A 14,269-nucleotide genomic window follows, 5' to 3' on the forward strand; every position below is an offset into this window, starting at 1 on the left:
TAATAATTCTTCAAATCACTATATTTACAATACCTAAAAACAACTAATGCAAGTAACCACAAAAGCTATTGTACTTTCAGCGCTTAAATATGGCGACAATAGTTTAATTGTTAAAGCATATACATTATCAGACGGTCTAAAGTCTTATTTATTAAAAGGAGTTTTATCTTCTAAAAAAGGAAAGGTAAAAGCAGCATACTTTCAGCCGCTAACACAATTAGAGCTTATTGCAGTACATAAAAACAAGGGTACTTTAGAAAGTGTTAGAGAAGCCAAAACAAGTTACCACTACCAAACACTACACAGTAATATTGCTAAAAATGCAATGACTCAGTTTTTAGCAGAAATGTTAAGCAACAGCTTGCTAGAAGAAGAGCCTAACGAAAACCTTTTTAATTACATAGAGGCTGCTTTACAATGGCTAGACACAGAATCACAAATAGCAAATTTTCACCTTCATTTTTTGCTGAGCATTACCAAATATTTAGGCTTTTATCCTGACAGCAAAAACAATAGTTTTTTATATTTTGATTTGCTTGAAGGAGGCTTTACCAACAAACCCTCTTTAAACCCAGTTATACAAGGCACAAATTTAAATTACTTTAAAACCTTCTTAGGCATAAATTTTGATGCAATACATACAATTAAAATGAACAAAACTGACAGACAAGAGTTGTTAAAATCGCTTATTTTATATTTTGAATTACACTTACAAGGATTTAGAAAACCAAAGTCTCTTGTTATTTTAAATGAAATTTTTCGTTAGTATGCGTACTGCTTTATTTATACTTTTTTTATTAATTTTTACTGGTGCTTTTGCTCAGGAAGTTGTTATTGTAGACCAAGATACTCAAGAACCAATACCAGATGTTGCTATTTTTAATATTGATAAAACAAAAACAGCTTTAACTGCTAAAAATGGCAGTGTAGACCTATCAATTTTCAGTAAAAATGAAAAGATAATTTTAAAACATATTGGTTATCAAACTAAAAAAACAACAAAAAATTTACTACTTAAAAGAGGCAAAACTATTTATATGGTGTTAACCGCAGAGGAGTTAGATGGTGTTGTTATGTCGGTTTCTAAATGGGAACAACAAAAAAAAGATATTCCGCAAAAGGTTGCCTCTATTACCTCTAAGGCTATATCATTTACAAACCCACAAACTGCCGCAGATGTTCTACAAAACAGCGGAAAAATATTTGTGCAAAAAAGTCAGCTTGGTGGTGGCAGCCCAATGATTAGAGGTTTTGCTACAAACAGATTACTAATTTCTGTTGACGGCGTACGTATGAATAACGCTATTTTTAGAGGAGGAAATTTACAAAATGTAATTTCTATAGATCCGTTTTCTATACAAAATACAGAGGTCATTTTTGGACCTGGCTCTGTTATTTACGGTAGTGATGCCATTGGTGGTGTTTTAAATTTTTACACCAAAAAACCAAAACATTCAAAAACTGAAGAGGCTTTTATTACCGGCAATGCCACTTACAGGTTTTCATCCGCAAATACAGAAAACACAATACATGCAGATGTTAATTACGGCAAACAAAAGTGGGCTTTTTTAACCAGTATTAGTTACACCAATTTTGATGATTTAAAAATGGGTAACAACGGTCCAGATTCCTATGTAAGAAACAACTATGTTACCACAATAAATGGAATAGACCAATTGGTAGAAAATAGCTCCCCTAACAAACAAGTTGGGTCTGGCTACAACCAAATAAATGCAATGCAAAAAATTGCTTTTAAACCTAATGACAATTGGAATTATGACCTTGGTCTTTATTTTTCAGAAACATCGGACTACGGGAGGTACGACCGCTTAATTAGACCAACTAGTGACGGTGATGGTTTACGCTCTGCAGAATGGTATTACGGGCCCCAAGAGTGGTTTATGGCAAAAATAGGCTTGCAGCACCAAGGCAAAGGAAGGTTTTATGATAGGCTAAAAATTAACACAGCTTACCAACATTTTGGCGAAAGTAGAAATGACAGAAATTTTGGATCTACTACGTTAAGTAGCACAAAAGAAAACGTACATGCACTATCTACAAATATAGATTTAGAAAATAAACGTATTGGGGATTTACGCTTGTATTATGGTGTAGAGTATGTATTTAACAAAGTAAACTCTAATGGTTTTGAAACAAATATTGAAAATAACCAAGTTACAAATGCTGCATCTAGGTACCCAGATGGCGCTACTTGGCAAACAACTGCTGGTTATATAAACTCTGAGTATAAAGCACAGCCAAACCTAACCTTACTGTCTGGCTTACGCTATAGCCACGTTTGGATTAATGCAGAATTTGATAAAACTTTTTATCCTTTTCCTTTTGATGATGCCAATTTAAATACAGGGGCTTTAACAGGTAGTATTGGTTTAAGCTGGTTTCCTAAAGAAAACTTACAAATAACCTTTAATGGTTCTACGGGCTTTAGAGCTCCTAATATAGATGATGTTGGTAAAATATTTGATTCTGAACCGGGCTCTGTAGTTGTACCCAACCCAGATTTAGAAGCGGAATATGCTTATAATGTAGACTTAGGTATACAAAAGAATTTTAATGACAAAGTAATTGTAAACGCTACTGGTTTTTACACCTATTTAGTAGATGCTTTAGTACGCAGAGATTTTACTTTTAACGGTGAAACAGAAATAGAATACCACGGAGAATTAAGCAACGTACAAGCAATACAAAATGCAGCAAAAGCTTATGTTCATGGTGTTGAGTTTGGTGTAGACGCTTATTTTACAGAACATCTATCATTAAGCTCTAACTTAACATTTACAAAAGGTATTGAAGAAGAGGAAGATGGCACAGAGTCTCCAGGAAGACACGTAGCACCAACTTTTGGAGATGTGCATTTGATATGGAAAAACGATAAATTAAAAACCGATTTATTTTTCAACTTTAATGGTGAGGTATCTTATAACGACTTATCTGACTCTGAAAAGAGTAAAGATTATATATATGCTTCAGACAAAAACGGCAATCCTTACAGTCCAAATTGGCAAACAATAAACTTTAATGCCAGTTATCAAATTACAAATAACATAAAAGCTACGTTAGGCTGGGAGAACATAACCAACCAACGCTACAGAACATACTCGTCTGGTATTGTTGCGCCAGGCACAAACCTAATTTCATCTATTAGTTATCAATTTTAAAAAGCTTTGACATAAAAAAAGCCCGATTAAATTAATAATCGAGCTTTTAAAGTATATTTAAAAATATATCTTAGTTAGTCATTTTAGTTGCATATTCTTGCAATTCTTTAGACTTAGCTGTCATATACTCAGTTAACTTTTTAGCATCATCAGCAGAAAGGTTTTTCATAACCTCTTGAGATTTAGTAGCTAATTCTTGTCCTTTTGTTCCTAAAGCAGCAAAAGCAGTCATATCTTTACTTTCAGCAGCTTCTTTATATTCACTAACGTATTCGTCATATGTTTTAACGTATTCTGCTACTGCAGCGTCATCAAAACTTGGAATACCGTCTACCATTTCTGTAGCAGTTTCTTTTACCTCTTCAGCAGCTTTACTAGTTTCATCAGCAACTTTGTCTGCAGCTTCTTTAGCATTATCTTCTACTGTTTCTGCAGCTTCTTTAGCTTTGTCAGTAGCTTCTTTACAAGATACAAATGATACGCTAAAAGCTAACATTAATGCAGAACCTAAGATTAATTTTTTCATTCTTTTTAGTTTTTATTGTTTGTTATAATATATGTTATACCTAATTTACGTTAGAAAACATAATTTAGATGTACAAACCTAAAAAAACTTTGGCAATTATGTTAACAAAAACATAAAAATATCAGCAAATAGCTTAAAAATAATGTTTTATAAACGTTAAAAAAATAATTACTTCACTTACAAAAAGCATCTGTTTTACTCACGCACAATTTTTTACACACCAAAATATCAGTAAAAAAAAAGAAAGAATTAAAAAGGGGTCTCTTTTGCTTTTGAAAAAGTGTTTTTTACACAAAATTCATTAGTTTTGCAAACTTAAAATGTAGTACCAGAAGCACTTAATATGAAGTTTGAGGAATATAAAGGATTAGATTTACCTAAGGTAGCAGAAAACATACTAGAATATTGGAAAGAGAATAACATTTTTAAAAAAAGTGTTACCAATAGAGAAGGCGGAGAAGGATATGTATTTTTTGAAGGCCCACCATCTGCAAATGGTATGCCAGGTATTCACCACGTTATGGCACGTACCATTAAGGATATTTTTCCTCGTTATAAAACAATGAAAGGTTACCAAGTTAAGCGTAAAGCTGGCTGGGATACACACGGCCTACCTATAGAACTTGGAGTAGAAAAAGAACTAGGAATTACCAAAGAAGATATTGGCAAAAAAATATCTGTAGAAGAGTACAATGCCGCTTGTAAAAAAGCTGTAATGCGCTACACAGATGTTTGGAACAAAATGACTGAACAAGTTGGTTATTGGGTAGATATGAACGACCCTTACATTACTTACAAGTCTAAATATATGGAGTCTGTTTGGTGGTTGCTAAAACAAATTTATAGCAAAGACCTAATTTACAAAGGTTACACAATACAACCATATTCCCCTAAGGCCGGCACAGGACTTAGCTCTCATGAGCTAAACCAACCAGGTACCTACCAAGATGTTACAGATACTACGGTAACTGCACAGTTTAAGGCTCATAAAGAAACCTTGCCAGAGGCTTTTAAAAATGTAGACGGAGACGTTTATTTTATTGCTTGGACAACAACTCCTTGGACATTACCATCTAACACTGCTTTAACAGTTGGTCCTAAAATAGATTATGTTTTAGTACAGACTTTTAATCAATATACTTTTGAGCCTATTAAAGTTATACTTGCAAAAAGCCTAGTAGGCAAACAATTTAGCGGTAAGTTTATTGAAGCAGAAAGTAGCGAAGATTTAAAAAGCTACAGCTCAAAAGACAAAAAAATACCTTACCAAATTATAGGAGAGGTAAAAGGTACAGATTTAGTTAATGCTACTTATGAGCAGCTTATAGACTACGTACTACCTTACCAAAATGCAGAAAATGCATTTAGAGTTATTTCTGGCGACTTTGTTACAACAGAAGATGGTACTGGTATTGTACATACCTCACCAACTTTTGGTGCAGACGATGCTATGGTTGCTAAACAAGCAACTCCAGAAATACCACCAATGTTGGTATTAGATGAAAATGACAACCCTGTTCCTTTAGTAGATTTACAAGGTAAGTTTAGAAAAGAACTAAAAGAATTTGGAGGCAAATATGTTAAAAATGAATATTACGCAGATGGCGAAGCTCCTGAACGTTCTATAGATGTAGAAATTGCTATAAAATTAAAAGAAGAAAACAGAGCTTTTAAAGTTGAAAAATACGTGCACAGTTACCCTAACTGTTGGCGTACAGATAAACCTATATTATACTACCCATTAGACTCTTGGTTTATAAAGGTTACAGACGTTAAAGAAAAAATGTTTAGCCTTAATGAAACTATAAACTGGAAACCTAAATCTACTGGAGAAGGCCGTTTTGGCAACTGGTTGGCTAATGCAAATGATTGGAACCTATCTAGATCTCGTTACTGGGGTATTCCATTACCAATTTGGAGAACAGAAGATGGTAAAGAAGAAATAATAATTGGTTCTGTACAGGAACTAAAAGAAGAAATGGCAAAAGCGGTTGCTGCTGGCGTTCTAGAAAAAGATATTTTTGAAGACTTTGTTGTTGGTGATATGTCTGAAGAAAACTATGCCAAAATAGATCTTCATAAAAACATTGTAGACCAAATAACATTGGTTTCTGCTAGCGGAAAGCCAATGAAAAGAGAAAGTGACCTAATTGACGTTTGGTTTGACAGTGGCTCTATGCCTTACGCACAATGGCACTACCCTTTTGAAAACAAAGAACTAATAGATGAAAACAAAGCATATCCTGCAGATTTTATTGCAGAAGGTGTAGACCAAACGCGTGGCTGGTTTTATACACTGCACGCAATATCTACAATGGTTTTTGATTCTGTTGCATATAAAAATGTAGTATCTAACGGTTTGGTTTTAGATAAAGACGGTAAAAAAATGTCTAAACGTTTAGGCAATGCTGTAGATCCGTTTGAAACTATGAACCAGTTTGGACCAGATGCCACACGTTGGTATATGATTTCTAACGCAAACCCTTGGGACAACTTAAAGTTTGATTTAGAAGGTATAGCAGAAGTAAAAAGAAAATTCTTTGGTACATTATACAATACCTACTCTTTCTTTGCTTTGTATGCTAACATAGATAAGTTTAGTTACTCTGAAGAGGATGTTGCTTTAAACGAGCGTCCAGAAATAGACCAATGGATTTTATCAGAGTTACATACCTTAATAAATAAGGTAGACCAAGCCTATGCAGATTATGAGCCTACCAAAGCAGCAAGGCTAATATCTAACTTTGTGCAAGAAAACCTAAGTAACTGGTATGTTCGTTTATGTAGAAGACGTTTTTGGAAAGGAGATTACCAACAAGACAAAATATCTGCATACCAAACATTATACACTTGTTTAGAAACTGTTGCTAGACTATCATCACCTATAGCTCCGTTCTTTATGGACAGACTTTACAAAGATTTAACCCAAGCAACCACTAAAGAAAAAGCTGAAAGTGTACATTTGGCAGACTTTCCAAAATACAATCAAGCCCTTGTAAATAAAGAGCTAGAAAGTAAAATGGAAAAAGCGCAGACCATATCATCATTAGTATTGTCTATTCGTCAAAAAGAAAAAATAAAAGTACGTCAACCATTACAAAGAATAATGGTTCCTATACTAGACGAAAAACAAAAACACGAGATAGAAGCTGTTGCCGATTTGATAAAATCTGAGGTAAACGTAAAGGAAATTGAACTTTTAGATGATGCTTCTGGCATATTGGTAAAGCAAATAAAACCAAATTTTAAAGTTTTAGGTCCTAAGTACGGAAAAGATATGAAGCTGATTGCCAAAGCAGTAGGTGATTTAGATCAAGATGACATCCAAAAAATTGAGCAAAATGGCGAAATAATTATTGTTATTGAGAATAAAAGTATTAATTTACAGTTACAAGATGTAGAGATTTTGTCTCAAGACATAGAAGGCTGGTTAGTTGCTAGTTCAGGCAGTTTAACTGTTGCTTTAGATGTTACAATTAGTGAAGATCTTAGAAAAGAAGGTATTGCTAGAGAACTAGTAAATAGAATTCAGAATTTAAGAAAAGAATCTGGTTTTGAAGTAACTGACAAAATTGATATTAAAATATTAAAAGATGGTTATGTAGAAAATGCTGTTGCAGACAACATAACATATATTAAAACTGAAACATTAACAGCGGAACTTAATTTTGAGGAAAAACTGGACAATGGCACAACAATTGCTTTTGATGAAGTAAATACAAAATTGTTTATCCAAAAACATTAAAAACTATGGCGCAAGATTTAAACGTGAGATACGGTGACAAAGACTTAGAAGAATTTAGAGTTTTAATTACTGAAAAAATAAATAAAGCTAAAGAGCACTTAGAGCTTTTAAAAAGTTCTTATATGAATGATGGCAACAATGGTACAGATGATACATCGCCAACATTTAAAGCATTTGAAGAAGGCTCACAAACAATGAGTAAAGAAGCAAATACGCAATTAGCAATTCGTCAAGAAAAATTTATTCGCGATTTAAAAAACGCCTTGTTACGTATTGAAAACAAAACATACGGTGTATGCAGAGTAACCGGAAAACTAATTAATAAAGAACGATTAAAATTAGTACCACACGCTACACTTAGCATTGAAGCTAAAAATATGCAAAAATAAAAAAACGCCCTTTTAGGGCGTTTTTTAATACATTATATGAAAACTACTTTATACATTTTATTACTAATTTCTTTCGGTTTTTTAAATGCCCAAAAAGTTGTAGAAAAAACAGTTTTAAATGATCATATCTCTTTAATTAATATTGATACTGAAAATTGCTACCAAGTTACTTTAGAAACAGGTAAAAATGAAGATGTTATTGTGTCTGCCAATATAGAAGGAGAATATAAAAAAGACTTAGTTTTAGAAATTAAAGAGGAAGCCGCTAGCATTTTTATTACTACTGGTTTTAGCCCTACATTTAGCAACCCTAATGACAAACTTAGCGCACACAAAGTGATATCTATATCACTACACATTATTGTACCACAGTACAAAAATGTAAAATTGTATGGTAAAAGCTCAAACATTATAGCATCTGGTAATTACAAAAATTTAAACATTACCTTATTAGATGGTTATTGTGCATTGCAAAATATAACAGAAACTATAACCGCTACTACACAGAGCGGCAATATATTAGTTAAAAGCAATAATGCAGTTGTAAAAGCAGCAACAAAATATGGTAAAATACACCAAGACAAACTTGCTAAAGGCAACACAAATTTTAACTTATCTTCTATTACTGGAGATATACACATCAGTAAAACCAAATAATTGTCTATTTTTGCAAAATCTATCTTGTAAAGAATGAGTTTAAAAAAATCTGCATTAATAGTAATACTAATTTTATTAGTAGACCAAATAAGTAAAATATACGTAAAAACTACTTTTACGTACCAGCAATCTGTAGAAGTATTTAGTTGGTTTAAAATTCTATTTATAGAAAATGAAGGCGCTGCTTGGGGTGCCAAATTAAGTGATATTTTCCCTATTGCAGACAGCACAGGAAAATTAATACTAACCGTTTTTAGACTATTTGCTGTTGCAGGTATTGGCTATTGGCTTTTTGACACTATAAAAAAGCACGCACCAAAAGTTTTAATTTTTGCAGTATCATTAATATTTGCTGGTGCACTTGGTAATATTATAGACTCTGTTTTTTATGGCGCTATTTTTGACGAAAGCTATGGCAAAGTAGCTACTTTATTTTCAGACGATCCATATAGCAGTCTTTTTCATGGTAAAGTTGTAGATATGCTTTATTTTCCAATTGTACAAAATGCTGTTTTACCATCTTGGATACCTGTAATTGGTGGCAATACGTTTAGCTTTTTTGAACCCGTATTTAATGTAGCAGATACAGCAATTAGTACTGGCGTTGGTATATTATTGGTTTTTAACAAAAAAGCATTTGGCTCTAAAACTGATAAATCTGTTGAGGAGTAACACAATAATTTAACGGTATATCACTTTCATACACATCTGTTATTTGCTCTTCTGCTTCAAAAAAAGACAGTCCAATTTTTAATACGTTAGGCTTACAATCTTTTAAAAAGGCATCATAAAAACCCTTACCATACCCTATTCTATTTCCTTTTTTATCAAAAGCTAAGAGAGGTACAAAAACAACATCAATTTTATTAGGTAATATTTCTATACCATCTACAGGTTCAGGTACATTAAAATTATTCTTTTTTATAACCGTATTATCTGTAAGCAAAAAATTGGCAAGTGTATTATCTGCATTCATTTTAGGTAAAATAACGTGTTTATCTTTACCTTGTAATATTGTTAAAATAGTACTTGTATCTATTTCCTTTTTTTCTTCTATAGATAAAAAAATGTGATAATAATTAAAATCCCAAATAGGCATTTTTAGCAGTTGGTTCGCAATTTCTACGCTGTAATTGTCTGCGGCATCAGCACTCATTTTTTCCCTAAGTAAAACGTACTTTGCGCGTAATTCTTTTTTTACCATTGGTTCTTTAATAGCGTTTTTATTCATTAGATGATATAGCTTCGTAAATTACCAAAAAAATCATCATTAATAAATAAGCACCCATAGCTACAACGTATAACTCCATGCTTTTCAAAATTTTAGGATTACAATGTAATCATTTTTTTTCACAAAAATCGATTAAGAGTGCATTTTTACCGATTAAAAGTATAGTTAATAAAGATAATACTACTTTTTACAGGAGAAGTACCTCAATATATAAAACTTTTACAACATACAGTAAAATCTATATTTAATTGTTAAAAAAGCGTTAGTACAAGTAAAAAGACTAAGCTAAAACCAGCACAATCAAAAAAAGAGATTATTTTTACTCTATGCCGCAAGAAATATCCATAAAATTACAATTAAGTACATTACCTAATAGTCCAGGAGTGTATCAATTTTACGATAAAGAAGAGAAAATATTATATGTAGGTAAGGCTAAAAACTTAAAAAAAAGAGTAAGCTCTTACTTTAACAAAACACATGATAATGGCAAAACTAAGGTTCTTGTAAAAAAAATAGTATATATTAAACATATTGTAGTAGACACAGAGTCTGATGCGCTATTACTAGAAAACAACTTAATAAAAAAGTACAAACCTAGGTATAACGTTTTACTAAAAGATGATAAAACATACCCTTGGATTTGCATAAAAAATGAGCGTTTTCCGCGTGTATTTTACACAAGAAACTTAATTAAAGATGGGTCTGAATATTTTGGACCTTACACAAATATGAAAACCGTTAGGGTTTTACTAGACTTAATTAAAAGTGTATACCCGTTACGCACTTGCAATTATGATTTGTCTGCAGAAAAAATTAACGCACACAAATACAAAGTTTGCCTAGAGTATCATTTAGGTAATTGCAAAGGCCCTTGTGAAGGTTACCAAACTACAGAAGAATACCAAAGACAAATTGTAGAAATTAAAGACATTTTAAAAGGCAACTTTAAATCGTCTTTACATTATTTTAAAACTCAAATGAAATTTTTAGCTTCGGAAATGAGATTTGAAGAAGCACAAGATTTTAAAGAGAAAATTGAGGTTTTAGAAAACTATCAAGCAAAAACTACTATTGTAAATCCTAAGATTAATAATGTAGATGTTTTTTCAATTATATCTGATGAGAGCTACGCTTACATTAATTTTTTACAATTGTCTCACGGAGCAATTATTAGATCTCACACACTAGAACTAAAGAAAAAGCTGAATGAAACTGATGAAGAACTTCTTCAATTAGGAATTATAGAAATTAGACAACGTTTTAAGTCGCACTCTAGAGAATTATACCTGCCTTTTCCTGTAACTGTAGACCGCAATTTAAAAGTTACAATACCCAAACTTGGCGATAAAAAAAGAATTCTAGAGTTGTCTGAAAGAAACGCAAAGTATTTTAGAATGGAGCGTTTTAAACAATTAAAAGTTACAGATCCGGACAGGCACACAAACCGTATAATGGCGCAAATGAAAAAAGATTTACGTTTGTCTGAAGAACCAAGACACATAGAGTGTTTTGACAACTCCAACATACAAGGTACAAACCCGGTTGCAGCCTGTGTTGTATTTAAAAATGGTAAACCTGCAAAAAAAGAGTATCGCCATTACAACATAAAAACTGTTGTAGGACCAGATGATTTTGCCTCTATGGAAGAGGTTGTTTTTAGACGTTATAAAAGATTATTAGAGGAAGAACAGCCTTTACCACAACTAATTGTTATTGATGGCGGTAAAGGACAACTATCTTCTGCTCTTAAAAGTTTAGATGCCTTAGAATTAAGAGGAAAAATAGCAATTATAGGCATTGCAAAAAGATTAGAAGAAATTTATTTCCCAGGAGATTCAATTCCGTTATATTTAGATAAAAAATCTGAAAGCTTAAAAATAGTACAACAACTACGTAATGAAGCACATAGATTTGGCATCACTTTTCACAGAAAAAAACGCAGTAATGCTGCTATAAATTCTGAGTTAGAAGGAATTGAAGGCGTTGGAGAAAAAACCGCTACAGATCTTTTAAAATCGTTTAAATCTGTAAAAAGAATTAAAGAAGCCAGTATAGAAAAACTTGCCGAAGTTGTAGGGATGTCTAAAGCTCAAAAAATATATAACACCTTTCATTAAATAAAAAAATGAAGAAAACAATAGTTATTGTAACGCTACTTTTAATTAGCTGCACAGCTTTAGCTCAAATAAAAGCACCTAAAGACAGTGTAAAAGTTGGCTTAGTACTTAGTGGTGGTGGCGCTAAGGGGTTGGCACATATTGGCGCCCTAAAAGTTATTGAAGAAGCTGGTGTTAAAATAGACTACATTGGAGGAACAAGTATGGGTGCTATTATTGGCGCCTTGTACGCATCTGGTTATTCTGCAAATGAACTAGATTCTATTTTTAAAAGTGTAGATGTATCTTTACTTATACAAGATAACCTGCCAAGAGGAGCAAAAACTTTTTATGATAAAGAAGACGCAGAACGCTACGCTTTAAGTTTGCCTTTTAACAATTTTAAAGTTTCGTTTCCTTCCGCAATATCTAGCGGACAAAACATTTACAACTTACTTGTTAAGCTACTGTACCACGTTAAAGACACTAAAGATTTTAACCAGCTGCCAATTCCTTTTTTTTGCATAGCAACAGATGTAGAAACTGGGCAAGAAATTTTATTAAACAAAGGATATTTACCTGAAGCTATTATGGCAAGTGGCACCTTCCCCTCTTTATTTGAGCCTGCTGAAATAGACAATAAAATATTAATAGATGGTGGAGTAGTAAACAATTATCCTATTAAAAAATTAAAAAAATTAGGCGCAAATATTGTTATTGGTATAGACGTACAAGATGGTTTAGCAGACCGAGAGAAGCTTAGCTCTGGCACAGAAGTTTTACTACAAATTAACAATTACAGAACTGTTAATGATATGAAAAGTAAAGCTAAATTAACAGATGTGCTTATAAAACCATCAATAGAAAAATATTCTGTTATAGATTTTGACCTTGGATCAGAAATTATAGCATCTGGAGAAGCTGCTGCCCAAAAAAAAATAAACGAACTTAAAAACATTGCCAAACAACGTGGTATTGTAACAGAACAAAAACAGTGTATAAAACCACACGACTCTATTACCATAAACAGACTAATTATTTCTGGTAATGAAGACTACACAAGAGCTTACATTAAAGGTAAACTAAGGTTAGATTTAGACAAACAAATATCTTTTAACAAACTACAGCAAGGCATTAACAACTTAGCTGCCACTAATAATTTTAAAACAATACGCTATACATTAGACACCAGACCATCTTTAGACTCAGAGGAAGATGAACTTGTTTTAAAATTAAAAATAAAAGAAAATAAAAATAAAATGTTTATTAAAATGGGTGCTCATTATGATGATATTTATAAAAGTGCAGCCATTATAAACCTCACTAAAAAAAATATTTTTTTACAAGATGATGTTGGCTCTTTTGATTTTATTCTAGGAGATAACATTAGGTACAAAATGCAATATTACCTAGATAAAGGTTTTTACTGGAGTTTTGGACTAAATTCTACTTTTAATGACTACAATTACGAAATAGATTACAACATTATCAAATCTAATTTTGTTGTTCCAGACACGGGTATTAACAACATTAACATAAACGCTACTAACCTCACAAACCAGGCATATATACAAACCGTTTGGAACGAAGAATTTGCCTTTAGTTTAGGCGCAGAACATAGGTTTTTAAAATACACTTCGCGAACGCTACAGCAAGATGATACTGAAAACAACGAAGACTTTAGAACCATTTTTGAAAAAAGTAACTACTATAGTACATTTGCCAAGTTAAAACTAGACACCTACAATGATAAATATTTCCCAAGTAAGGGAGTATATTTTAATGGCGACTTACATTTTTACATGTTTTCATCAGACTACAACAATAACTTTAAAGAGTTTTCTATTGCACAAGGCACTGTTGGTACCGCTTTTCCTATTGCCAATAATTTATCTTTAAATATAGAAGCTGGTGGAGGATTTAAATTAGGAAATTCTAATGTTAGATCTTTAGACTTTATTATGGGTGGTTACGGAAACAATTTAGGAGACGGCTACGTTTCCTTTTTAGGGTATGATTTTATTAGTTTAACTGGTAATAGTTATATAAAAGGACTTACTAGGTTAGATTATGAGTTTAGCCCCAAAAATCATTTATTATTAGCCGCAAATTTTGCCAACATAGATGATGATATTTTTAGAACCGCTGAGTGGTTTAAACTGCCCGATTATACTGGTTATGGTGTTGGTTACGGATTTGAATCCTTTTTAGGACCAATACAAACAATATACTCTTGGTCTCCAGAAAAAAACAAAGGAAGACTATTTTTTAGCATAGGTTACTGGTTTTAATTTGCCAATTAACTATAAGCAAACCTAAGGTTCATCTATTTTTACGATATTTGTAAGAACAAAACTGTTTTATGTTATTATTTAGAATTGATATTACCGCCCATCTTAGGGCAATGTGGTGAAGCAAATGTTTTAAACCTGTATTTCATCTTTCT

At 32.2% G+C, this 14,269-nt stretch carries 10 protein-coding genes; 8 read left to right on the plus strand and 2 right to left on the minus strand.

Translation table 11 applies throughout. From position 1 onward, the window contains the following. The first annotated feature begins 46 nt into the window (after positions 1-46). Together recO and KLA_RS10075 are read left to right on the plus strand one after the other, a co-directional pair. Positions 47-766, plus strand: a complete 720-nt coding sequence (recO, locus tag KLA_RS10070) for a DNA repair protein RecO (RefSeq protein WP_013620644.1) — start codon at positions 47-49, stop codon at positions 764-766. Further along, a complete protein-coding gene (locus KLA_RS10075) occupies positions 750-3,179 on the plus strand; it encodes a TonB-dependent receptor plug domain-containing protein (protein ID WP_034645564.1) in 2,430 nt (809 codons plus the stop codon). Before recO ends, KLA_RS10075 begins: the two co-directional genes overlap by 17 nt. A gap of 70 nt (positions 3,180-3,249) precedes the next feature. Here KLA_RS10075 and KLA_RS10080 read toward each other — a convergent pair whose 3' ends face one another. Beyond that, positions 3,250-3,705, minus strand: a complete 456-nt coding sequence (locus tag KLA_RS10080) for a hypothetical protein (protein ID WP_034645567.1) — start codon at positions 3,703-3,705, stop codon at positions 3,250-3,252. A gap of 343 nt (positions 3,706-4,048) precedes the next feature. On the opposite strand from KLA_RS10080, the gene ileS reads away from it, so the two are divergent. From ileS to KLA_RS10100, 4 genes are read left to right on the plus strand one after another with little or no spacing between them, the layout of a single operon-like run. After that, the gene (gene ileS, locus KLA_RS10085) at positions 4,049-7,450 is read left to right on the plus strand and encodes an isoleucine--tRNA ligase (RefSeq protein ID WP_034645568.1); all 3,402 of its coding nucleotides are present in this window, start codon (positions 4,049-4,051) and stop codon (positions 7,448-7,450) included. A gap of 5 nt (positions 7,451-7,455) precedes the next feature. Then, on the plus strand, positions 7,456-7,839 hold the full coding sequence (locus KLA_RS10090; RefSeq protein ID WP_013620648.1) for a TraR/DksA family transcriptional regulator: 384 nt from the start codon (positions 7,456-7,458) through the stop codon (positions 7,837-7,839). A 36-nt stretch (positions 7,840-7,875) separates the two neighbouring features. Further along, positions 7,876-8,496 carry a DUF4097 family beta strand repeat-containing protein gene (locus KLA_RS10095; protein WP_013620649.1) on the plus strand — a complete coding sequence of 207 codons (621 nt, stop codon included), beginning with the start codon at positions 7,876-7,878 and terminating at the stop codon, positions 8,494-8,496. Positions 8,497-8,529: 33 nt separating this feature from the next. Continuing rightward, a complete protein-coding gene (locus KLA_RS10100; RefSeq protein ID WP_034645572.1) occupies positions 8,530-9,168 on the plus strand; it encodes a lipoprotein signal peptidase in 639 nt (212 codons plus the stop codon). On the opposite strand, the gene KLA_RS10105 is transcribed toward KLA_RS10100, so the two are convergent. Beyond that, positions 9,140-9,700 carry a 5-formyltetrahydrofolate cyclo-ligase gene (locus KLA_RS10105; RefSeq protein WP_034645702.1) on the minus strand — a complete coding sequence of 187 codons (561 nt, stop codon included), beginning with the start codon at positions 9,698-9,700 and terminating at the stop codon, positions 9,140-9,142. The two genes, KLA_RS10100 and KLA_RS10105, sit on opposite strands and share 29 nt — an antisense overlap. A gap of 353 nt (positions 9,701-10,053) precedes the next feature. Here KLA_RS10105 and uvrC point away from each other — a divergent pair, with 353 nt between their 5' ends. Both uvrC and KLA_RS10115 read left to right on the plus strand, forming a co-directional pair. Then, complete coding sequence (uvrC, locus tag KLA_RS10110) at positions 10,054-11,844, plus strand: excinuclease ABC subunit UvrC (RefSeq protein WP_013620652.1); 1,791 nt, start codon at positions 10,054-10,056, stop codon at positions 11,842-11,844. Positions 11,845-11,852: 8 nt separating this feature from the next. Further along, complete coding sequence (locus KLA_RS10115; protein WP_034645575.1) at positions 11,853-14,114, plus strand: patatin-like phospholipase family protein; 2,262 nt, start codon at positions 11,853-11,855, stop codon at positions 14,112-14,114. Positions 14,115-14,269: the final 155 nt, after the last annotated feature.

This window comes from Cellulophaga geojensis KL-A (assembly GCF_000568425.1).
Lineage (GTDB): Bacteria > Bacteroidota > Bacteroidia > Flavobacteriales > Flavobacteriaceae > Cellulophaga > Cellulophaga lytica.